17 protein-coding genes and 1 pseudogene are annotated in these 23,142 nt (G+C 45.0%); 12 read left to right on the forward strand and 6 right to left on the reverse strand.

Annotated elements, in window-relative coordinates; all coding sequences use genetic code 11:
* The first annotated feature begins 67 nt into the window (after positions 1-67).
* The 8 genes and pseudogenes from GSQ19_RS28490 to GSQ19_RS28525 all read left to right on the forward strand — a co-directional run bounded on the left by GSQ19_RS28490 (position 68) and on the right by GSQ19_RS28525 (position 7,853).
* Positions 68-628: an HdeD family acid-resistance protein gene (locus GSQ19_RS28490; RefSeq protein WP_011316771.1), complete on the forward strand. Its 561-nt coding sequence runs from the start codon at positions 68-70 to the stop codon at positions 626-628.
* 186 nt (positions 629-814) lie between these two features.
* Positions 815-1,369, forward strand: a complete 555-nt coding sequence (locus tag GSQ19_RS28495; RefSeq protein ID WP_011316772.1) for a general stress protein — start codon at positions 815-817, stop codon at positions 1,367-1,369.
* Positions 1,370-1,561: 192 nt separating this feature from the next.
* A pseudogene (locus tag GSQ19_RS28500) lies at positions 1,562-1,810 on the forward strand (transposase); the annotation flags it as partial.
* A 118-nt stretch (positions 1,811-1,928) separates the two neighbouring features.
* On the forward strand, positions 1,929-2,771 hold the full coding sequence (locus GSQ19_RS28505) for a 2Fe-2S iron-sulfur cluster-binding protein (RefSeq protein ID WP_011316774.1): 843 nt from the start codon (positions 1,929-1,931) through the stop codon (positions 2,769-2,771).
* On the forward strand, positions 2,758-3,750 hold the full coding sequence (locus GSQ19_RS28510) for an FAD binding domain-containing protein (protein WP_011316775.1): 993 nt from the start codon (positions 2,758-2,760) through the stop codon (positions 3,748-3,750). Before GSQ19_RS28505 ends, GSQ19_RS28510 begins: the two co-directional genes overlap by 14 nt.
* Before the next feature lie 18 nt (positions 3,751-3,768).
* On the forward strand, positions 3,769-6,060 hold the full coding sequence (locus GSQ19_RS28515; RefSeq protein WP_011316776.1) for a xanthine dehydrogenase family protein molybdopterin-binding subunit: 2,292 nt from the start codon (positions 3,769-3,771) through the stop codon (positions 6,058-6,060).
* 57 nt (positions 6,061-6,117) lie between these two features.
* Positions 6,118-7,278: an XdhC family protein gene (locus tag GSQ19_RS28520; RefSeq protein ID WP_011316777.1), complete on the forward strand. Its 1,161-nt coding sequence runs from the start codon at positions 6,118-6,120 to the stop codon at positions 7,276-7,278.
* A complete protein-coding gene (locus tag GSQ19_RS28525) occupies positions 7,257-7,853 on the forward strand; it encodes a nucleotidyltransferase family protein (protein ID WP_041457394.1) in 597 nt (198 codons plus the stop codon). Before GSQ19_RS28520 ends, GSQ19_RS28525 begins: the two co-directional genes overlap by 22 nt.
* Before the next feature lie 307 nt (positions 7,854-8,160).
* Here GSQ19_RS28525 and GSQ19_RS28530 read toward each other — a convergent pair whose 3' ends face one another.
* The 5 genes from GSQ19_RS28530 to ssb all read right to left on the reverse strand — a co-directional run bounded on the left by GSQ19_RS28530 (position 8,161) and on the right by ssb (position 12,532).
* A complete protein-coding gene (locus tag GSQ19_RS28530; protein WP_011316779.1) occupies positions 8,161-9,147 on the reverse strand; it encodes a ParB/RepB/Spo0J family partition protein in 987 nt (328 codons plus the stop codon).
* An 84-nt stretch (positions 9,148-9,231) separates the two neighbouring features.
* Positions 9,232-10,515, reverse strand: coding sequence for an RNA-guided endonuclease IscB (iscB, locus tag GSQ19_RS28535; protein ID WP_011316780.1), 1,284 nt, complete (start codon positions 10,513-10,515; stop codon positions 9,232-9,234).
* 207 nt (positions 10,516-10,722) lie between these two features.
* Positions 10,723-11,517, reverse strand: coding sequence for a ParA family protein (locus GSQ19_RS28540; RefSeq protein WP_011316781.1), 795 nt, complete (start codon positions 11,515-11,517; stop codon positions 10,723-10,725).
* A gap of 138 nt (positions 11,518-11,655) precedes the next feature.
* Positions 11,656-12,075: a hypothetical protein gene (locus tag GSQ19_RS28545; protein WP_011316782.1), complete on the reverse strand. Its 420-nt coding sequence runs from the start codon at positions 12,073-12,075 to the stop codon at positions 11,656-11,658.
* 73 nt (positions 12,076-12,148) lie between these two features.
* The gene (gene ssb / locus GSQ19_RS28550; RefSeq protein WP_011316783.1) at positions 12,149-12,532 is read right to left on the reverse strand and encodes a single-stranded DNA-binding protein; all 384 of its coding nucleotides are present in this window, start codon (positions 12,530-12,532) and stop codon (positions 12,149-12,151) included.
* Positions 12,533-12,767: 235 nt separating this feature from the next.
* On the opposite strand from ssb, the gene GSQ19_RS28555 reads away from it, so the two are divergent.
* The 4 genes from GSQ19_RS28555 to GSQ19_RS30375 all read left to right on the forward strand — a co-directional run bounded on the left by GSQ19_RS28555 (position 12,768) and on the right by GSQ19_RS30375 (position 22,193).
* Positions 12,768-13,943 carry a hypothetical protein gene (locus GSQ19_RS28555; RefSeq protein WP_011316784.1) on the forward strand — a complete coding sequence of 392 codons (1,176 nt, stop codon included), beginning with the start codon at positions 12,768-12,770 and terminating at the stop codon, positions 13,941-13,943.
* 342 nt (positions 13,944-14,285) lie between these two features.
* The gene (locus GSQ19_RS28560) at positions 14,286-21,371 is read left to right on the forward strand and encodes a PAS domain S-box protein (RefSeq protein ID WP_011316785.1); all 7,086 of its coding nucleotides are present in this window, start codon (positions 14,286-14,288) and stop codon (positions 21,369-21,371) included.
* Between the two features lie 12 nt (positions 21,372-21,383).
* On the forward strand, positions 21,384-22,013 hold the full coding sequence (locus GSQ19_RS28565) for a response regulator (RefSeq protein ID WP_011316786.1): 630 nt from the start codon (positions 21,384-21,386) through the stop codon (positions 22,011-22,013).
* A 48-nt stretch (positions 22,014-22,061) separates the two neighbouring features.
* The gene (locus GSQ19_RS30375) at positions 22,062-22,193 is read left to right on the forward strand and encodes a hypothetical protein (protein WP_255449156.1); all 132 of its coding nucleotides are present in this window, start codon (positions 22,062-22,064) and stop codon (positions 22,191-22,193) included.
* A 15-nt stretch (positions 22,194-22,208) separates the two neighbouring features.
* Here the strand turns inward: GSQ19_RS30375 and GSQ19_RS28570 are convergent, their stop codons facing one another.
* Complete coding sequence (locus GSQ19_RS28570) at positions 22,209-23,129, reverse strand: AraC family transcriptional regulator (RefSeq protein ID WP_011316787.1); 921 nt, start codon at positions 23,127-23,129, stop codon at positions 22,209-22,211.
* Positions 23,130-23,142: the final 13 nt, after the last annotated feature.

Consider the following 23,142-nt stretch of genomic DNA (forward strand, 5'->3'; position numbering starts at 1 on the left):
AAGACTTGGGTTAATCGCGTCTCTCTTTCAAAATTTAACAACATATCAAAACATTTTTTGAAAAGCTATGACTTCTGAAGATTTTAGAGAAACCAGAACAAATTCAGCATTGCCAATTGTCTTAGGTGTTTTGATGATTCTGCTGGGAATTGCAGCGATCGCAGAACCATTTATTGCCACTATTGCCATCACAATCGTATTCTCCTGGACTTTAATTATTGCTGGCATCGTCCGAATTGTTCATGCATTTCAATCACGTCACAAACGAGGCTTCTGGACAACACTAGTAGTTGGTGTTCTATACGTAATTGGTGGGATTCTGCTGCTTAGCAACATCTTTGGTGCTGCGCTCTCTCTCACCTTAGCTTTTGGATTGATCATTTTTATTGAGGGTGTATTGGAGGTGATTGCAGCATTTCAAATGCGTCAAGATCCAAACTGGGGTTGGGTACTATTTAGCGGGATCATGGCTATTATTCTAGGGATTTTGATTCTAGCTCAATGGCCTGTCAGCACAGTTTGGGTATTGGGAGTATTTGTAGGGATTAATTTTTTGTTGACGGGTGTTTGGATGATCATGCTTTCATTAGCTTCTCGTAGTCTTCCTGACCATAGGGCAAGAGTTTAAAGCAGTTATCAGTTATCAAAGTTTGAGTTGGGGTCTAAATCTCCAACTCAAACGTAGCACGCAATAGTGGTGAGGAACTTTGACTCCCAACTGAAAAACAGTTTACTGTTAACTATTTACTAATTTGTTGAAATAACTTTCGGTTTTATTGGTGAGCTAGTGCTGCCTCACTGAAATAAGGATAATATGATTACAACAGATAACAAGCACGCTGTTGGAGTATTTACTAACCGTAAAGCAGTGGAGCAATCAGTTAATGAATTGAAAGCCTCAAGCTTTCCAATGGAAAAAGTTGCGATTTTTGCAAAATTTGCAGATCGCATAAATCCTATTGGCGAAGTATCAGTCAGTTCGCGTATCAACAATCAAAGTGTAGATACAACTGGAGCAGTTGGTGACGCTTTAACTGCAAGTTTTTGGGGAAGCGTATTAGTTGGTCTTAGCAGTTTGGTACTTCCTGGCGGTATTGGAGTAATAATTGCAGTCGGTTCGGTTGGAACAGCATTCATTATCAGTGTAGCGGGTGTTGCAGTTAGTACTATAGCCACAAATCATTTAGTAAAGGTGCTAGCTAGTTTAGGTATTCCTGAAGACCGAGCTAGACGTTATTGCGATCGCATCCAGTGCTGTGAATATTTACTAGTACTAAAAGGCAAAGATGAGGAGATTCAAAATGCTGAAGTCATTTTGAAGAAGCATGATATTAACTATTGGGGTATCTATGAGCTACCACAGGTTTAAATAAGCCTTCTTGGGTGGCCGCCGAGATACGGATACCGTTGGCGAAATATTGCTTAACAAAAAAACGGTGGATTTACCGTGTATCACTTGGAGAAGATAGATATCCCTTTCCGTGTATTACACGGGAGAAAAAAATTAAGTTAGCTGCTTCAATAATCAATAAACCAGAAGGAATACCTGTGGAGGCATTATATGTGCTTACATCCCGAAGAACTTCCTCCTATTCCTGATGAAACGGTACGTGTAGCCAAAGCCGCGTTCCCCAAAGGTAATTTATATATGCGACTGCGTGATGAACTTGGAGTCTTTTATAAGGATGAAGATTTCGCATCACTGTATCCACAACGGGGTCAGCCAGCGCAAGCACCTTGGCGGTTGGCGATGATACTGGTGATGCAATATCTAGAGAATTTATCTGATAGACAAGCAACTCTTGCAGTGTAAGGGCGGATTGAGCAAAGGTGCTTCTGCGCCTTTGGTGGGTGCAGACCGTGAGAAGAGTCGGCGCGAAAAACAAACACTTGTCCAGGGCTTGTTCGAGAATGTTGCAAGGAGAATCATGGACGACAATCAAGAACGACAAGACTTCGATCTAACCGAAAGCGATGAGCAACTCAGCGCGGACGAAAAAACACTACTCGACGAACTCGGTATTGTCGGTGCTGCTCGCCGAAAATTCTTGGAGCAAAACATGGCTGCGGCACTCGGCACCTTCGCCTTCCACCTGCTGGCTAAAGAGGAGGTCTTTGCCACGCTCGCCGCTTCGCCCGACGCAGTGTTCGCTTCGACCGCTGGGGTGGAAAACGCCGTTAAGGTCTTGTTGAAAATCAACGGCTCTACTCAACGCCTGGAAGTGGATTCGCGCACGGTGCTGCTCGATGCCCTACGCGAAAGACTTGGATTGACCGGCACCAAAAAAGGGTGCGATCAAGGACAGTGCGGTGCTTGTACAGTGATCGTTGACGGACGCCGCGTGCTTTCGTGTCTGACACTTGCCGCGAGCTGCGAGGGAAAAGAGGTGACGACTATCGAAGGGCTGGCTGACGCCGACAATCTTCATCCGATGCAGGCGGCGTTCATCAAACACGACGGCTTCCAGTGCGGCTACTGCACGCCGGGGCAGATATGTTCGGCAGTGGCGCTTTTGCAGGAAGCCAAAAACGGCGACGTGAGTCACGTCACTAACAATTTGCGGACGAGTCCCCAGAATTTAGAACTCTCTGATGAAGAAATCAGAGAACGCATGAGCGGCAACATTTGCCGTTGCGGCGCTTATCCAGGAATCGTTGCGGCAATCAAAGAAGTTCATTCCGGGCGCGAAACAGCCCAGACCAGGCATTTTGCAAGCGATGAAGAAATTGCCATTGCATTCAATGAGGGCAAAGCCGATGAAATCGTTTAAATATTCTAGCGCAACCGACGCAGCAAGCGCCGTTGGCACCGTTTCCGCTAATCAAACGGCACAGTTTCTCGCAGGCGGGACAAATTTGATTGATTTGATGAAAGAATACGTCGAGCGTCCCAGCGAACTTGTTGACATCTTAGGTTTGAATCTGGCGGAAATTCGATCGACCTCGAACGGAATTTCTATCGGCGCGTTAGCCAAAAATACTGATACGGCTAACCATGCGCTCGTCCGGCAAAATTACCCGCTTCTGTCAATGGCGATTTTAGCTGGTGCCACCGTACAGCTTCGCAATATGGCGACCAACGGGGGAAATTTAATGCAGCGCACCCGTTGCCAGTATTTTTACGACATCGCTATGCCGTGTAACAAACGCGAGCCTGGCAGCGGATGCGGAGCGCTTCAGGGACTCAATCGCATTCATGCCATTTTTGGCTACAGCGATAAATGCGTGGCAACTTACCCAGGCGATATGGCGAATGCGCTTTATGCGCTTGACGCGGTTGTGAAGGTTCGGGGCACGAACGGGCGAGAACGCACAATCCCGATCCAGGATTTTCATCGCTTGCCGGGCGACACGCCGGAAAAAGATAACAATCTTCAGCATGGGGAATTGATCGTTGCCATCGAAATGCCGAGGAATAACTTCGCCGACAAGTCTTATTACCTAAAAGTTCGCGATCGCACTTCATATGCTTTCGCACTGCTTGCCGTTGCTGCTGCTTTAGAAACAAGAGGCAACAACATCAAACAGGCACGCGTTGTTTTGGGAAGCGTCGCGCATAAACCTTGGCGTTCAGGCGAAGCGGAAAGAGTTTTGATCGGAAAACCAGCGACGGAAGAAACTTTTCGGGCTGCTGCCGAAGTGGCTTTCAAAGATGCGAAACCGCTTGAACATAACGGTTATAAAGTCGAACTCGGAAAACGCGCCATTGTTCTCGCTTTGCAGCGAGCGATGTCGGGCGGTGTTGCGTAAGTAGGGAGAATAAAAGAAATGGCAAGATACATCGGAAAAGAAATGAGCCGCGTAGACGGCATCGCCAAAGTGACGGGCAAGGCAAAATACGCCGCAGAATTTCAGGTTTCCAATCTCGCTTACGGTTTTATCGTGCTGGGAACCGTAGCAAAGGGCACGATTAAATCAATCGACACGGGTGAGGCTGAACGCGCTGCGGGCGTAATTCGCGTCTTCACGCACCTGAACACACCAAAGCTCGATCCGAAGTTTTCTATGGTGCAGGCTCCGTCGCGCGCTACCGATGAGCAAGACAAGTCGTTTCGGGCGCTCCAGTCCGACAAAATCTTCTTCAATATGCAGCCTGTGGCACTCGTCGTTGCTGAGACATACGAGCAGGCGCGTTATGCGGCACGTCTGGTCAAAGTCTCCTACAACACAGAGCCGCACACGACCGACACCGAGGCGGTGCGAGCGATCGCGCGCGTCCCCACCCAAGCGCCGCCTCTAAAGCCGCGCGGTAATCCCGAAGAGACGATGCGTACAGCGGCGATTGAGACTCAGCCGTTAGTTGTTGAACATACTTTAACGCGCGGTAATCCGGAAGAGACGATGCGTACAGCGGCTGTGAAGGTAGAGGCCGAGTACCGCATTCCTATCGAGCACCACAACCCCATAGAGCCGCACGCGGCCATCGCGGTCTGGCAAGGCGACAAGCTCACGATCTTCGACAAGACGCAGGGGGTCTATGGCGTGCGTGCACATTTGGCTTCGAGCTTCGGCGTGCCTGAGGAAAACGTGAGCGTGCTTTCACCCTTCGTCGGCGGGGCTTTCGGATCGTCGCTGCGCCCGAACTATTATCCGGCGCTGACAGCGATGGCGGCCCGGGAACTCAAACGCCCAGTCAAGGTCGTTTATACGCGCACACAAATGTTCACTGGCCACGGCTATCGTCCGTACACGATTCAGAAGGTCGCGCTCGGCGCAGAGCGATCGGGAAAGCTCTCCACGATGATTCATGAAGTCGTACACAACACCTCCAACATCGAGGAGTTCTCAGACGAAACCACACTTTTCACGCGCCAGGTCTACGCCTGCCCGAACCTCTACGCGCCGCTGAAGATTACCAACACTGACCTCCCCACCCCGACCTGGATGCGTGCACCGGGGGCCGTTAGCGGTATGTTTGCGCTCGAATGCGCGATGGACGAGCTGGCCTACGCGCTCAAGATCGACCCGCTCGAACTACGGCTGATCAACTACGCCGAAGTAGACCCCGAGAGCGGCAAGCCATTTTCGAGTAAGGCGTTGCGGGAGTGCTATCGGCTCGGCGCGGAAAAATTCGGTTGGAAGAAGCGCCAGTTTGAGCCGCGCTCAATGCGCGACGGACGCCTACTCGTCGGTTGGGGTATGGCAACCGGCGTCTGGGGCGCTTTCCAGATGCCTGCTGCCGCCCTCATCACGCTGCGGGTGGATGGCACGGCGCAAGTTGCTAGTGCGACCAGTGACATCGGCCCCGGCACCTACACCGTGATGACCATGATCGCTGCTGAGTATCTGGGGCTGAAGTTGGAGCAGGTGAAATTTGAACTCGGCGACACGAAGTTCCCTCGCTCACCGTCGCAGGGGGGATCTTGGACGACGGCGAGCGTCGGCTCGGCCGTGCGCGGCGCGGCTCTGGCCATCGGCACGAAGTTGCTCGCACTCGCAAACCAGGAACCGAATTCTCCGCTCAAGGGGGCAGCCGCCGCCGATGTCGAGATGCTCGACGGGAGACTGCGACTAAAAAGCGACCCGTCGCGTTTCGTCAATATCTCTGGAGTGATGAAGCGTAATGGTCTCACCGCAATCACGGAAACATTCGAGTCGCGTCCCTCAGAGGAGCGCGAGAAGTATGCGACGTTGGCGCACGGCGCGCAGTTCATTGAAGTGAAGGTCGATCCAGATGTGGGGACTGTCCACGTTACGCGGGCCATTGAAGTGACTGCCAGCGGCAAGATCATGAATCCGAAGGCCTCGCACAGCCAGGAATTTGGCGGCGTTGTCTGGGGCATCGGCATGGCACTGCAAGAGGCGACTGAAATCGACCATCGTTACGGGCGGATCATGAACCCGAATTTGCAGCACTACCATGTGCCGGTTAATGCCGATATCTTGGAGATCGAAACGATCTTTGTTGAGGAGGACGATAAAATCGTCAATCCGCTCGGTGTTAAAGGCATGGGCGAACTCGGTATGGTCGGAATTCCGGCAGCGATCGCCAATGCGGTTTTTCACGCGACCGGCAAGCGAATCAGAGATTTGCCCATCACGCCTGACAAACTCTTGTAGAATTTGCTGCCGCAAATTTAGCGCTATTACATAGTTTCGTAAGTGAGCAATAACTATATGAACGAGTTACAGCATATCCTGCAAGCATTTGTACATACCCAAAAGTCAGCACAGCGTAGTGCTTTAGCAATGGTAGTACAAACAAGTGGCTCGGTTTATCGCCGACCAGGGGCGAGGATGTTACTGGTTGAAGATGGACAAATGATTAATGCGATTAGCGGTGGCTGTTTGGAAGGTGATGTTTTTGAACGGGCGCAATCGCTGATGTTTGGCGGTGGTGAACCGATAGTAGTAAGATATGACACTACATCGGATGAAGACATTGTATTTGGCTTTGGGTTGGGGTGTAATGGCGTTGTCGATGTTTTGATTGAATCTTTAGGTGATGAAACTGCTGCCAGCCAAATGTCTTTCATTCAAGATTGTTTGCAGTCTGGGCAAGTGGGAGCGATCGCTACTGTCTTTAAAATAGAGGGAGCGTCAGATATTACAGTTGGTTCTCGAATGATGCTGAAATCAGATGGCACTGTCATCAATCACGTTGCTAATATTTTCATTGCTCAAAAGATAGAAATAGACACTCACCAAGCACTGAGAAAAAAACAAACTTGCGTACAATCATATACTTTACCTCAAGGACGCGTTGATGTGTTGATTGAAGTAATTCATCCATTAGTACCACTGCTCGTATTTGGTTCTGGATATGATACGATTCCCGTGGTGCATTTGGCGAAACATCTGGGTTGGCACGTTACCGTAATTGACGATCGACCAGGGTATTTGAGGGGCGATCGCTTTCCTCAAGTTGACCAAATTCTCTGGTGCGAACTCAATGATTCCCACTCATACAAACATTTGCTGACACCGCAAACTGTAGCAGTTGTCATGACACACCGCTATCTAAGCGACCTAGCATTTCTCAAGACTCTGATTCCGTCCCAGGTGCGTTACCTGGGAGTGTTAGGCCCAAAACGCCGGATGCAAAAATTGTGGGATGATCTGTCTGAAGAAAATATCATTACCACATCTGCACAAGAACAACGAATTTATAACCCTGTAGGACTAGACATTGCTGCGGAAACACCCCAAGAAATCGCCCTGTCCATCGTGGCAGAAATTCAAGCTGTAATTGGCGGAGGTAGGGGTAGTTTCTTGCGCGATCGCCCAGGCTCGATCCACTCTCTCTTAGAGCAACCATGTCTAACATTGGCATTATAATTTTGGCAGCAGGCGCTTCTACAAGGCTTGGTCAGCCTAAACAGATCCTAGCTTACCAAGGTAAATCACTAATTCGACATATCACGGAAGCGGCGATTAATTCTCAGTGTCGGCCAGTTGTTGTTGTGTTGGGTGCTTACGTCGAAACTATTGAGCCGCATCTGAGAAATTTAGATATCCACATTGTTTATAATCAAAAATGGTCAACTGGTATGGCCAGTTCCATTCGATGTGGACTAAATGCTATTGAGGCGATCGCATCTGAGATTGAAGCGATCGTACTGATGTTATGCGATCAACCGTTTGTTTCCTCCGACCTGATTAATCAACTTGTTACAAGATATCAAGCTACAAATTCGATGATAGTTGCTTCGGAATACGCGGGTATCCTTGGTGTTCCTACTATATTTCACAAAACGTTATTTTCAGAACTAGCTCTTCTTCAGGATGATATCGGTGCTAGAAAAATCATTCGTCAGCATTATTCAAACTGTTCAAGCATTTATTTTGCTGAGGGAGTTATTGATGTAGATACTCTTGAGGATTATGAACAACTTCACAAGCATCATCGTTAACAAGTTAAGCTTTAGGGCTATTAGTCAATAAGCAAAAGTATGCAATAGACTAGCATGAATGCTCATACGACTGTAAGGGATGTAGTCAGAAGTGGGTAGTTGCCCCGGCATACATCTATGCCAAGCGGACAGTTAATGGTTAAGCGTTGAGTACTAGCCAACAACTAGTTTTGACCACACCCGTTTTCAAAAATACTATTAAATCGAGATTTTCACAGTTCTGATTATATTAGTCTTTATAGCTCAGTTAACATACTCTCTAACGATTACTTAATCTATAAGTTGACTTCTAGCCATCCAGTACCTTTTACAAAGAGTTCTCCGAGACTAGACTACCTTGCTGTAAAGAAGGATCATCTTTGTTTTCTTCTTCTAGAAGTGCTTCAATTTGAGCAAAAAGCTTATTAATTTTTTTTAGCTTTTTCTCATCATTCCAAATTTTACTTTTTCTAAGTGCTTTGTATATTTTGTCAGCTTTTTCTTTTTGCTCTTGGTTATGAGATGATGGCTTATTTTCTGACTGTTGCTGAAGAATATTTACTACTAGAATCCTAATTTCAGATAGTGATAAACCTTCTGCGATCGCTTTATTTAAAACTTTCTGTCTTTCATCATCATTTTTTATCCGGTTGATTTCCTTAGCTTTTGTGTATTCAATTTCGCCTTTTTGCAATGCAGTTTGGATATCCAAATGGAGTTTGAGTAAAGGAAGACGATTAGCTACAAATGACTGCCAAGTAATTTTTCCTAACTTCGAGAATACATCTTGTATGATTCGTCCTTCTTCACTAACCATAACGTTATGGTTAGAATTACCTTTGCTTTCATTATTCATGTCATAGAGCAGTTTGACCACTGTCTCTTGGTCAATATCGAGTTCTTCAGCTAGTAATTCGAGAATTCCGATAGTTTCCTCGTAAGCATTGAGGTCTTCCCTTTGGAGGTTTTCAACTAAGCGTAGTTTACGAGCTTTTTTCTCGTCGCACTCAATAATGACTACGGGTATTGCCTCAAGTTTTGCTATTTCACAAGCTTTGAGACGGCGTTCACCAGCGACCATCTCGTACTTGTCTTCCTGAATCTTTCTAACGACAATGGGTTCTAGTAACCCTACTTCCTTGATACTGTCAGCGAGTGATTTGAGTTTTACAGGGTCAAAATAACGACGAGGCTGACTCGGCGGAAGGATAATTTGAGATAAGGGTAAAGTGGAATCGGATAAAGATTTTTCTTCGTCATCTCCAAATAAATTATCCAGTCCGGTTAGTTTTTCTAGTTCGCGTTTTTGGCTCATACAAAATCCTCGGTAAGCGGGAAACTCAGAGGCTTTAGCCCTGAGAGGGAAGCGACAGGAGCGAATTTATTCGCTGAGGTCTTTTTAACTTGAATAACTGTAACCATCTTTTTTGTGAATTGATTTACAGAACTTATAGTTTATTCCTTGAATCAATCCTCTCTGAGCAGAGATATTAAAGCTACCTGTAGAACGTACAGCTACACGTCCAATGTATTCACCAATTTTTTTTCCATTGGTGACAACAGCTTTAACAATATCACCTGTCTGAAAACCTTTGATAAATTTCAGTTTGGGAACATATCTATTAGGAAATCCAAATTTGTCAGTTCTACACATCTGCCTTGTTCCGTGCCCATTAGCGGTAATTAACAACGGTTTGATACCTTTGATAATTAATATTGGAGTTGATTGACCAACACAAGCAGCGTCTAACCAATGAGTTTTTTGTAATTGTTGATTAGTTCTATTGAACTTCGTTAATCCACCAGAACCGCACTCAACGGGTAAGTCAGTTGATTTTAAAACCTCTAGAAGTTTGTATCTAGTGGCATTGACTGCTGCTGCATCAGCTAATGGTTTCTTGGCTTGTGCCAAAATTTTCTGTAATCTAGTGGGATCTTTTTTGAGAAAGTCTTTAATATCTTTAGTCCCTTTTTTGACGTTACATTTTTCGCAACTCAAAGTAAGGTTAGTGATTGAATTAGAACCTCCCTTTGAGCGTGAGTGAATGTGTTCAATCTGTAAAGGTATATCTTTGATACCACAATAGGCGCATTGTCTGTTCCATTTTTCTAGAAGAAATTCTCTGGTTTCATATCCAGCTAACGTACCTTGTTGATATTCCTTACCTTCGATTTCAGGATTACGCATTAATTGCATATCAAACTTGACTAATTCGGTACTAATCGCTGTGATTGGTGCGAATTTGCGTAATCTGTTTACCCATGTTTCAACATTGTGAACCCGACTCATAAGGCTAGGAGCTAACCATCCTTCTGATCTAGTTCTGTTGAGAAATCTGGGTTTTCTGTATCGTGTTTTGCGATTCCTCCTAGTACGTCTTAGTTGCCTTCTGGAAATCAAAGCATCTCTGATAGCGAAGCCTCTATGCTTTAAATCAGCAGCAAAAACTACTTCACCTGTGGAATCATTGACTAATGCTATTCCCGTTATTTTAGCTCCAGGGTCTAGCTTAATTCTCAAGTCAGATACAGATGCATCTGCTCTAGATTCTTTCAGAATAATTGTGAAAGGAAAACGCCGAAATACTGCTGCTTTTTTGTTTCGTAATAACTGTCTAGCTTGCGCCGAATGAATTGGGTCTAAGGGTCTTTTTTCGGTATCTAAAACAAATACTTTGGACATTAGTCCCTCCTTGCGGGTAATGTTAGCTTCGTCAATGTTTTAAGAGCTTTTTACACTTGCAACACTGTTTCAGTGACTTTAAAACTGTTTAATTGCAAATGACAGAGCGGAAAACTAGCTTCGCATTCTCCGGTGTCGTGACTCAAAAAACGTAGTCAGTTAAGACTTAGACTGGTCAGTACAGCTTGCTTGATTTCTCTTACAAGCTCAGTGGCTTTGTCCCTGAGTTACTGACAGTTGAGTAATATATTTTGTAATTTCTTCGAGTATGCTAACTGCGGGGTGGTTTTTCTTGTGGAGTGCAAGTGGTAGATGTGCTTGGGTTGCGTCAGGAAAAGCTGTTGATTTAGGAATGGGGGCAGTAACGTGTATCCGTCCTTCAACCTGTTGTTTAATTTCTTCCAGTATTCCTGTGTCTTGAAGATTACGATTATCGTATTTGGTTGGAATTATACAGGCAATTTGTAATTTTTGGTGTCCTCCTTTTTTGAGCCGGGCAATTGTTTCTAGCAGTTGGTTGGTGCCGAGATAGCATTTGTATTGTGTTTCAACAGGAATAATAACGTGTGAAGCAGCGACTAAGCTCATAATGCTTAGGATTCCTAGAGAAGGCGGGCAATCAATCAAAATATAATCATACTGGTCAAGTACATTTGATAGCACAAACTTGAGCCGTTGGCGGTTGTCGATGGTCAAGTCATGAAAAATTTTTTGCTCCGTACCTGCCAATTGGATATTTGTTGGTACCAAGTGCATCCCGTGAATAGGTTTTTCCCATATATACAGGGGAGTTTCTTCAGCGATCGCACCATAGATAGTTTGTTCAGTTTGCAGCTTGACTTCCCCTAATCCCATAAAAGCTGTTAGTGATGCTTGTGGGTCCATATCCACAAGCAGTACACGGTGTTTTTTAGCAAGGTGGTATCCAAGATTGTGTGTAATAGTCGTTTTAGCTGCACCACCTGACTGATTGAAAGTGGCAATTATTTTGGTTGATGACATATATTAATGAAGCGATTTTGTGAACCCATGTCAGCGATTCTACCAAACAGTGGATTTTTATTTTGGATTTTTGAAAAAAAATAACGCTAGTTCAAACCAGTAAACCTGCCTGGACTAGCATTATTCAGTTAATTGGTTCTAAAATGGAGGTTCTTCGTCTAGGTCTTCATTTGTCGAAGTAACGTTATCTTCGAGTAGTTCTTTGGCAAAATCGGGAGTTTCAGGCGAGTGAGAGTTTTTGCTAACTTGGGTGAGTTCGTTAATCGGTTGTGTTGAGATAAAGTTTCTAATTACGAATGTGGCAATTTTTTCTTTGTACTCACCCCTGTTATCCACTACTAAATCAAGATATCCTTCTGCTGTACCATGTACGCCTTCCCCCTGTTCGTTGATAACGACAGCAGGTGCGCCCTTGGAACGGAATGGTATCTCGTCAGTAACGACTCCTTCCTTTGAACGATAGTAGAATTCAGCAATTCCAAAAGCAATCAAGGAACCTTCTTTGTCGTGGGTTGTGTTCACTGATTTAAGATTAATAGTTGCAGTATTATGAATCATGGTCGTTTGATTTGTAGATTGATTAGATGGTTAATCGCCTATGATGTATACTGCATAAGCGATTTGTAACTTTCTAGAAATTTGCGTTAGCTACAGCCTGTGTTTCGTTTGGTAAAGAAGTAGATGTAGATTCTTCCTTACGGGGTGAACCTAGTAATTCGATGGTGTTGATTGTGATTACAGGCTTTTGCCGCATAGTGCCAGAATTTTTATCAGCCCAACGATCAAATCCAAACTCACCAGTAATTGCAATTTGAGTTCCTTTACGAACGTAATTTCCAATCACTTCTGCTTGATTTCCCCAAGCGACTAAATCAAACCAAAGAGCTTGTTCACTTCTGTAGGGTGGTCTTACTGCAATAGAGATTGAAGCTTTAACTGCGCCCGACTCGAAAAATTTTAGATCGGGTTCTTGTCCACATCTGCCAACTAGCATGACTTTGTTGATATAGTTCATAACGCGAGAATTGATATATTTCTCTTATTGCTGCGTCAGCATTAGTTCTTTTAGGATTTATCATTTTGACGAATTGTTTTATTTAAAGCACACTTTTTGATTCATACTTGTGAGTTATTTTTTATCCCTGTTTCTCATACCATTGCGGTTTTTACTAAGGAACGGCTAATAATCCTGTGCTATGGTGGGATCGCAATTAGCGTGGTATGTATCTAAAAATTATAAGTAATGACTTATGCTTGAATATCTTCTCGTGAAGCGAGTAAGTATTTGTAAGCTGATACTCTTGGCTTTGATGTGGATACAGTTCGATGAGGACAGCCAAAATCGGCTAACACCTGACTACTCCTCACCTTTGCAAGTAGAAAATCTTACGTGGTTAGGAGAGACATCTGTTGGAGAAGAGGTCGAGCATTTTTGTGATGTTTCTAATACCGCTAGGATAGGCGTTTGGGGAGAAATTCTAGAACTGAAGTTAGTAGATTTAATTGCTGATTTACCGACTTGTTTGCACGATGCTTCATGGTTTGCTCTACTGGCAATTACTATGATGTTGGTGGATAAGGAATTAGACGGGATATGTGTACACCCACAAGATGAGTATTTTGCCCGGACTATTACGCTTGAAAGTTTGGCAGATTTGAGTGATTCTTACTTAGCCAAAGGTCATCCTTATTTAGATTTTCCTTTATCATTAGAAGACGCTAAATCATTACTGCCAGTTAATAGAAAGCAAGAGCTAGAAATCAAATTAGAGAAATTCCTTATTGATACTTATGAAGACGATTTTGATGATGAAGCACCAGATATTTGTGAGTTTTCATCCATCTACTTGCAAGATATTTTAAAAGAGTTTTTTGTTGAATCTGACTGGCAAGGTGATATTAACCAAGAGGCGGTTGTACAGCTTCAAGAAAAGTATGCTTCACATTATTCAGAAGGTGCGTTCTCTCCTGAAACTAAGGAACACGAACGTTGGGGCAAAACGCTTGTTTTTCTCAAACAATTTATAGGTCTGGATTCTAATTTTATCGAAAGCCAAAGCGATTTGTTCCTTGATGAATCTCTAGCAGCTGATTTACCTGATTACTTCCGTATGAAGACCCGTTTAGAACGTTGGCAAGACCGAACAGTTGTTTTATCCCGGTTGGTTCATACTTTAGTTCATTTTTTACTGGTAGGACAAAATTATCATCCCAGTCATATACAAGATTTGATGGCTATTCCAGTTTCTTCACGGGCTATATCCAGCCTACAAGCTTGTTTAGGTGTAGCTGCTTACAGAAGTGCTTATTACATGGCTGCTTCAAATATTCCCGAATCAGAAATTGGGCGGAACTGGTTGCTAGAAAAAGCTTTCCCTAACCTGCTTGATTTTTATCAAACAGGCCGGTTGAGTGGAAAGCAATAATTAATATTCTGCTGTTGGTTAATAAAGACAAATTTATATTTATGAAAAAATACTTATTTATACAATACTTTTGCCAAAAGAAGAGTCTACAAAAATTAAAAAAGCCTTGCGATAAACCTGGAAGGAATTTTTAGGACTGATTGTTTTTGCCCAGCTTCGGAGAAATGGGAGTTTGTACATCAACTCACCCTCTTAAATTGGCGAAGGTATTGTTACCCTTGATAAATTGTTTAATTCCCCCCTTCTTCCCTATCTTGATAAAATTTCAGAAGATGAAAAATGTGATAGCTGGATTGCTGTATAGTTTGAGGTGTACCAGATTATCCTTTCAAGAGTTGCTCTATGATCACTCTGCCTGGTATTGCTATCCAAAACAAAATATACGAAAGTTCCAATTCTCTAGTGTACCGGGGCATTAGAGAGGATGGAGTAGAGATCGTCGTAAAAATGCTAAAGCTTGATTATCCCTCTCCCCAAGAACTAACCCGCTACAGACAGGAATATAAAATTATTCGCTCCCTGAATCTGGAAGGAGTTATCAAGGCATACAGCCAGCAGGACTATCAACGCACTCTGGTGATTCTCTTAGAAGATTTTGGGGGAGAGTCCCTAGAAAAATGGATGCAAAAGCGTCCAGATATTTTCTGCCCGATGCCTTTATCCACTTTTCTTGGTATTGCGATCGCCCTTTGCGACATTCTGGGCAGAATCCATGCAGCCAATATCATTCATAAAGATATCAACCCTGGAAACATAGTCTTTAATCTGGATACTGGCGTTGTCAAAATTATTGATTTTGGGGTTGCGACCCAATTTAACCGCACCAATCCGACGTTCAAAAGTCCCCATGTGTTAGAAGGCACGCTTGCCTATCTGTCGCCAGAGCAAACCGGGCGGATGAATCGGATGCTCGACTATCGCACCGATTTCTACTCGCTGGGCGTAACCTTCTACGAACTGTTAACTGGACAGCTACCGTTCCCCACTCAAGACATCCTAGAGCTAGTTCATTGCCATATTGCCAAACCGCCGATTCCTGTGCATGAATTGAACGCCACGATTCCCAAACCTATTTCAGGCATAATTTTGAAGTTGATGGCGAAAAATGCGGAGGATCGCTATCAAAGTGCCTGGGGCATCAAAGCGGATCTAGAACGCTGCGCCGGGCAACTGGCAGAAATGGGTCAGATCAACGCTATGTCGTTGGGACTGCAAGATGTTTCAGAACAGTTTTGCATTCCTCAGAAACTGTATGGACGAGAAGTCCAGACTAAAGCATTATTGGCGGCGTTTGACAGAGTGGCTAGAAAAGAGACGTTTGGCGAAATTTGTCAACTAGAGTCAGGCATAGAAAATGCTCAATTCAATGTCGAACTCATGCTCGTTGCTGGTTATGCTGGCGTTGGCAAAACAGCATTGGTGCAAGAACTCTATAAACCCATCACAGCAAAGCACGGCTATTTCATATCGGGTAAATTTGACCAATTTAGGCGCAATATTCCCTACAGCGCCATTGTGGATGCCCTGCAAAAGTTGGTGCAGCAACTTCTGGGGGAACCGGATGAGCAAGTGCAACAGTGGCAAGAGCGTCTACTCACTGCTTTAGGAAGCAATGGGCAAATCATCATAGATGTCATTCCGGAAGTTGAATTAATTATTGGCAAACAGCCACCCGTACCCGAAGTTGGAGCAACGGAAGCTCAAAATCGCTTTAATCGAATCTTTCAAAATTTTGTGCGGGTGTTTTGTTCAAAAGAACATCCCCTGGTCATCTTCTTAGACGATTTACAATGGTCCGACTCCGCGACGCTGAAGTTAATCGAGTTAATATTACTCGACGAGCAAACCCATTATCTATTTTTGATTGGAGCCTACCGAGACTCGGAAGTGCATCCAACGCATCCACTAGTATTAACGCTCTTAGAACTACGAAACCAAGGGGCAGTACTTCAGGAGATTACCTTAGCACCCTTAACCCTCGAACCCTTGAGTCAACTGATTGCCGAGACGCTAGGTCGCAATATTGACACCGTTCGTTCTTTAGCCCAATTAGTGTTACGTAAAACCGAAGGCAACCCTTTCTTTGTCGGTGAATTTTTGCGAATGCTGTATAGCGAAAATCTGTTAATCTTTAATGCGAAACAGTTAAGCTGGCAGTGGGATATTGCTCAAATTCAAGCCCGAAATATTACCGATAATGTAGTGGAGTTGCTGCTGCTCCAGTTGAAGAAATTGCCAAATGAAACACGGCAAATTCTCCGCTTAGCCGCTTGTGTTGGATCTGAATTTGATTTAGAGACGTTAGCGATCGCTTGTGAAAAATCGCCGAAAATAATTTCTCTAGATTTACTAGCTGCAATAAATGCTGGATTAATTCAACCTCTATCTGAATTAGACGAAAACTTGTTAGTTCAAGACTACAAGTTTTTGCACGATCGCGTTCAGCAAGCGGCTTATGCTTTGATTGATGAATCGCACAAACAGGTTGTTCATCTCCAAATCGGTGGCAATTTGCTCGAAAAAACTTCACCAGAGCAACGATCCGATCGGTTGTTTGAAATCATCGATCATCTCAATCAAGGACTTGAGCTAGTCACTGCTCGATCAGAACGAACTGAAATTGCCAGACTGAATTTAATGGCAGGACAGAAAGCAAAGGCAGCAACGGCTTATGAAGCAGCTTTTAAGTATTTCACTACAGGGCTTAAACTCCTCAATTGGGAGAGTTGGCTCAGTGAGTATGACCTTACCTTAACGCTGTACTCAGAAGCAGCAGAAGCGGCGTATCTCCAGGGTTGCTTTGATGAGATGGAACAGTTGGTAGAAGTGGTACTCGCTCGTGCCAAAACAGTGGTTGACAAAGTGCAAGTTTACGATAGCAGCATTCAAAGATATTTGTCACAGGGCAACCTGAAAGAAGCACTCAAAATTGGCTTGGAAGTGTTGAAGCTCCTGGGAGTGATTTTACCAGAAAATCCAAGTGAGTTAGATGTTCAAGGCGGATTGGAGTCAACGGCGGCACTACTCGCCCAACGAGAAATTGAAGACTTGAGTAATTTACCAGAGATGACTGCACCAGAACCGCTAGCAGCAATGTCAATCCTAGCGAATATAGGAGCTGCTGCATTCATAGTATCACCAGCACTATTCATGCTGATTACTTGCAAAACGGTAAATTTATCGATCAACTACGGGAATGCTATCTGGTCACCACTGTATTATGCTGGCTACGGATTTGTTCTATGTGGAGTTGTTCAAGACATTGAACTCGGCTATAAATTTGGTCAATTGGCTCTTAGTTTGGCAGAACGATTGAATACCAAAAAAGGCAAGGCTAAAGCATTACAGTTATTTAGTGACCATGTTATGCAATGGAAAGTACATCTTAAGGAGACGATACCACTGCTGGTTGAGGCTTATCAGGAAGGAGTGGAAACCGGAGACTTTGAAACCGCTGGTTATGCTGCATATGACGTGTGCTACAACTCGTTTTTCGTCGGTGAGTCACTCACCCAACTAGAACAGAAAACTGCAACATATAGCAAAGCAGTTGATCGAATCAGACGGGAAAGCCCCTCGACTTGGATTGCAATAGTGTGGCAGACCATTCTTAATTTGTTAGATAGGTCTCTTAATCCCAGTCGCTTAGTTGGTCGGGTGTGTAATGAAGAGCAGGCATTACCACACGCCCTTGCAGTTAAAGATGGAACTGCAATTCAAATGCTATATCTGCACAAAGTTATACTGTGTTATCTATTTGAAGAATATCATCAAGCTGTACAGACTGCTATTTTGGCAAGGCAACATTTTGAAGAAGTGACAGCAATAAAGGTTTTACCTGTATTCTGTTTCTATCATTCTCTGACGCTTTTGAGCCTATTGCTCGATGCTTCAAACTCTGAAAAATTAGCTTTGCTAAACTGCGTCAACACCAACCAAGAAAAGATGCAGAAATGGGCAGAACACGCCCCAATGAATTATCTACATAAATTTTATCTAGTCGAGGCAGAGAAAGCACGAGTCTTAGGGCAATTTCTTGAGGCTGAAGAACTTTACGAACAAGCGATCGCAGGTGCTGCTGAAAATGAGTATATCCAGGAAGAAGCATTAACTTATGAATTAGCGGCTAAACACTATCTAGCGCGAGGTCGGTCAAAAATTGCTCAAACCTACATGAAAGAGGCGCACTATTGCTACGATCGCTGGGGCGCAATCGCTAAAGTTAAAGACTTAGAAACTCGCTATCCACAGTTCTTTTCTCAGTCGTCTAGAGCCGCTTCCACATCAATTCCTACTACTGCTGCAACTATCTCTAATCCCTTCCATACTGCTTTCGATTTAGCAGCAGTGATGAAAGCTTCACAGGCGATTTCTCGTGAAATTGAACTGAAGCAATTGCTGCGATCGCTGATGCAAACTTTGATTGAGAATGCTGGCGCACAAACCGGATATCTGATTTTAGAAAACTCAGAAGAATGGTCGATTGAAGCGGCTTGTGAACTCAATACCGATGAGAATGCTTGTGCGACTCAGGTGTTACAGTCTATTCCAATTGCCGATCAATTGCCAGAATCAATCATTCAATATGTGATTCGGACTCTAAAGGCTGTCACCTTAAATGATGCGACTCGTGAAGGTGCTTTTATTAATGAGCCATACATTCAACAGAACCAGCCTCAATCTATTTTCTGTTTGCCGCTGCTGAATCAAGCCAAGCTGGTCGGTGTATTGTATTTAGAAAATCGGTTAGCAGCTGGAGTATTTACACCAGAGCGATCGCAGGTCTTGCAGCTATTATCGACTCAAGCCGCGATCGCCATCGAAAATGCCAACCTTTACTCAGAACTGCGGGCTAAGGAAAGCAAGATCACCCAGTTCCTCGAAGCGATTCCGGTGGGAATTGCGATCGTGGATGCCGAGGGTCGCCCTTACTATACCAACCAATGCGGCAATCAACTCACGGGCAAAGAAACTGATACTTCCATAGCACCAGAGCAGTTCTCAGAGGCTTATCAGCTTTATGTAGCGGGAACGGATCAAATCTATCCAGCGGAGAGCTTGCCTATTGTGCGGGCATTAAGGGGCGAACGCATTAGGACTGAAGATATAGAAATTCGTCGAGATCATGTCTCAATTCTAATTGAGGCACGGGGAACACCAGTTTTCGATCGACAGGGCAATATCACTTATGCGATCGCTACCTTTCAGGACATTACAGAGCGCAAACAAGCCGAGAAACTCCTGGCCGACTACAACTGCACTTTAGAGCAACAGGTTGCAGAACGAACTGCTGCTTTACGACAGAGTGAGGCCAATTACCGTAACCTGATTCAAACTGCGAATTCAATCATCCTTCGCACGGATAGGCAAGGACGAATTCGATACATGAATGACTATGGACTGAGCTTTTTTGGTTATGAGGAAGATCAGATTTTAGGGCGTACCCTACTGGAAACAATCGTTCCAGAAACCGAAACATCTGGACGCGATCTCAAGCAGTTTGTTCACGATCTGTTTCACAATCTTGAAGCTCCCTTGCCTCAAGCTTACCTGCAAACCGAGAATGAAAACCTTTGTCGAAACGGTAGACGGGTTTGGATTGCCTGGTCGAATCAAGCCATCTTCAATGAACAAGGAGATGTCGTTGAAATCTTATCGGTGGGCAATGACACCACCCAGCGTAGACAAGCAGAAGAGGCATTACAACGCAGTGAAGCTAAGTTCCGCAATATTTTTGAAAACTCACAGGTTGGCATCTTCCGCACCCGCCTCTCGGATGGATTACTTCTCGATGCCAATCAACGCTATGCCAATCTGCTTGGCTTTGATTCATCAGAGGAGATGATTGGGCTTGAACACGCCACAGACTACTATCTAAATACCAGCGATCGCCAACAATTCCTTGAGGTGCTGAAGCGGGATCGGGAAGTGCGAAGCTATGAAGCACAGGGGCGAAAACGAGATGGGACAGTGTTTTGGGGACTGTTCTCTGCTTATCTGAATGCAGACGATGACTACATTGAAGGGGTGATTGCGGATATTAGCGATCTCAAACAAACAGAAGCCGCTCTACAAACGAGTGAAGAACGACTACGCTTAGCATTAACCGCTTCAAATCAAGGACTCTACGATTTCGATTTAAAGACTGAAGAAAGAATTGTTAACCCGGAATACGCTTTAATGCTGGGCTACGATCCAGCAACATTCCACGAAACCATTCCTGAATGGATTGCTCGTTTGCATCCTGATGACAGAGAATCAGTTGTCGCAACCTACCGTGCTTGTATTACTGGAGAAATCCCCAACTTTCAAGTAGAGTATCGCCTTCGTACCCAGGATGGTCAGTGGAAATGGATTCGTTCTGTCGGCAAAATTGTTACCTGGAATGAATCCGGTGAACCCATCCGAGCGTTGGGAGTTGTTACGGATATCAACGATCGCAAGCAAGCAGAAGCAGCATTGCAAGCCTCTGAAGCAGAACTGCGGGCGCTCTTTTCAGCCATTCCCGATCCATTATTTGTATTCTCTGCTGAAGGGCGATTCCTTGAAATAATGGTACTGGAACGAAATCTGCTATGGCAACCCTTTGAGGAGATGATTGGTAAAACTATGCATCAACTCGGAAGGGAAGAAGCTGATGAGTTTCTAGGTTATATTCAGCAGGTACTGAGAACCCAACAAATCCTCACAGTCGAGTATGGTGCGTTTCTAAATGGACGAGAAATGTGGTTTTCGGCTCGCATTGCCCCAATCAGCCACGATCAGGTGATTTGGCTGGTGCGAGATATTACGGCGCAGAAGCAAGCAGAAGAAGCCTCAATTTTAGAAGAACGTAACCGTATGGCACGCGAAATTCACGATACACTCGCTCAGGCGTTTACAGGGATTCTGGCTCAGGTCGGTGCTGCAAAACAGGTGCTAACGGATGATGTAGAAGCAGCTCAGGCACACCTGGATCTGATCAAAGAATTGGCACGAACTGGACTGACTGAAGCACGGCGATCGGTAATTGCGCTCCGTCCTCAGCTTTTGGAGGAGGGCAGTTTACAGAGCGCTCTCCATCGTCTCGTCGCTCAAATCAGGGCTGCTGCAACTGACACCACCTTATATTATGAGATTGAGGGTGCAGTGTATTCTCTACCCACTGAAGTCGAGAATAACCTACTGCGGATTGGGCAGGAAGCCTTAACTAATGCGATTAGATACGCCAATGCCGACGAAATTCGAGTGGAGCTAGTCTACGATCGCGACCAGTTTTGCTTGCGCGTGAGAGACAATGGACAGGGCTTTGGAGTTGGAAGTATTTCAGCCTCTGAGGGTTTTGGCTTACTCGGCATGAGCGAACGGGCAGAGCGCATCGGCGCACAACTCACGATTAGGAGTCAACCTGGACAAGGAACAGAAATTATTGTCACCGTCAACCCTTGAGTGAGCATTACAATGAGCCAAGCTACGACCATTCGGGTTCTAATTGCGGACGATCACGCCATTTTTCGGCAAGGATTAGCCACGATTATTAACCGTGACCCAGAGATGCAGGTGATTGCACAAGCCGAAAATGGGGAACAAGCGATCGCCGCCTTTCGAGAACACCAACCAGATGTAACGCTAATGGATCTGCGAATGCCTGAAGTGGAAGGAGTTGCCGCCATTGGTGCAATTTGTGCTACTGCTAAATCTGCTCGGATTATTGTACTGACCACGTATGATAGTGACGAAGATATTTATCGGGGATTGCAGGCAGGCGCAAAAGGATACCTGTTGAAAGAAACTGAACCGGACGAGCTTCTGAATGCGATTCGTACCGTTCATCGGGGCCAGAAGTATATTCCGCCCGATGTGGGAGCAAAGTTGGTACAGCGCCTCAGCAATCCAGAACTGAGTGAAAGAGAACTAGCAGTACTCCGCTCACTGGCGCAGGGAATGAGTAATGCCGAGATTGCGGCGGCTTTGAGTATCGGTGAAGGCACTGTTAAATCCCATGTCAATCGGATTTTGAATAAGTTGGATGTAAGCGATCGCACCCAAGCTGTGATTGTTGCCGTTAAGCGCGGCATTGTAAGTTTGTAGGATGTACTTGCAATTGATTCCCAACAGCCTCAGAATTTCACTGATCTGATGAACCGCGAAGCGCAACGAGTCGCCAGTCCAGGGACTAAATTTGTTGCAGTTACTGCTCCCTTCGGGTCCAAATACATTGGCACTCGCACCACCCTTGCCATCGCTAGCCATGCTGTAGTCGATGGATAACTAGCCAATCTTCGCTCAAGCTGTCCGTAACCGTTCAATGTCTCGAATGGGCGGCGCACCGAACAAGCGCGAATATTCCCGACTGAACTGTGAGGGACTTTCATATCCCACCTGGTAGGCAGTAGAGGTCGCATCGAAATCCTCAGCTAACATCAGACGACGCGCTTCTAATAGTCTTAACTGCTTCTGATACTGAAGCGGACTCATCGAAGTGACTTGCTTGAAATGCTGATGGAACGACGAAGTAGACATCCCGATCTGACTCGCTAAATCCTCGATCCGCATCGGCTTGGTAAAATCAGATTTGATTTGTTGAATTGCTAAAGCAATTCGCTGCATATTACTGCCGGATGTGGCAATTTGACGCACGGCTTCCCCTTGTTCACCCAACAGCAGATGGTAATAGAGTTCACGAATCATTAACGGTGCCAGCATAGAGATGTGTTGCGGAGTGTCTAAGAGCTTGACGAGGCGAAGGGCACACTCCATCAACGCTGGATCGACGTTGCTAACCGATATACCTCGAATAGATTTTTCTGGCTTTGCCGAACTGGAACCCATTTGGGCAACCATCTCACACAATTGCATCAAGTCTAAGTTCAGCTTCAGCCCTAAATACGGCTTGTCAGGTGTCGCCTCAGTCACAAAGCCACTCAGCGGTAAATCAACGGAAACGACGAGATACTGCATTGCACCATACTGATATGTCTCCTCACCCAGAAATGCTTTTTTCTGACCTTGAACGACGATCGCCAGGATGGGTTCATACACGCTATGAGGTGCGGTAGATACTGTATCTGAGCGCGCAAAGTCTAATTGCTCGATCGCCGTGGGTTGGATAATGTTGCCGCTGGATTTGGTATGCCGCACGATCCGTGTGGCGATTTCTTGGCGGTGATCCGCAATTATGTCAGGGCGAGAGATTGCGACTGTCATAGCAGAGACTCGA

This window comes from Trichormus variabilis 0441 (assembly GCF_009856605.1).
In the GTDB taxonomy this organism is placed as follows: domain Bacteria; phylum Cyanobacteriota; class Cyanobacteriia; order Cyanobacteriales; family Nostocaceae; genus Trichormus; species Trichormus variabilis.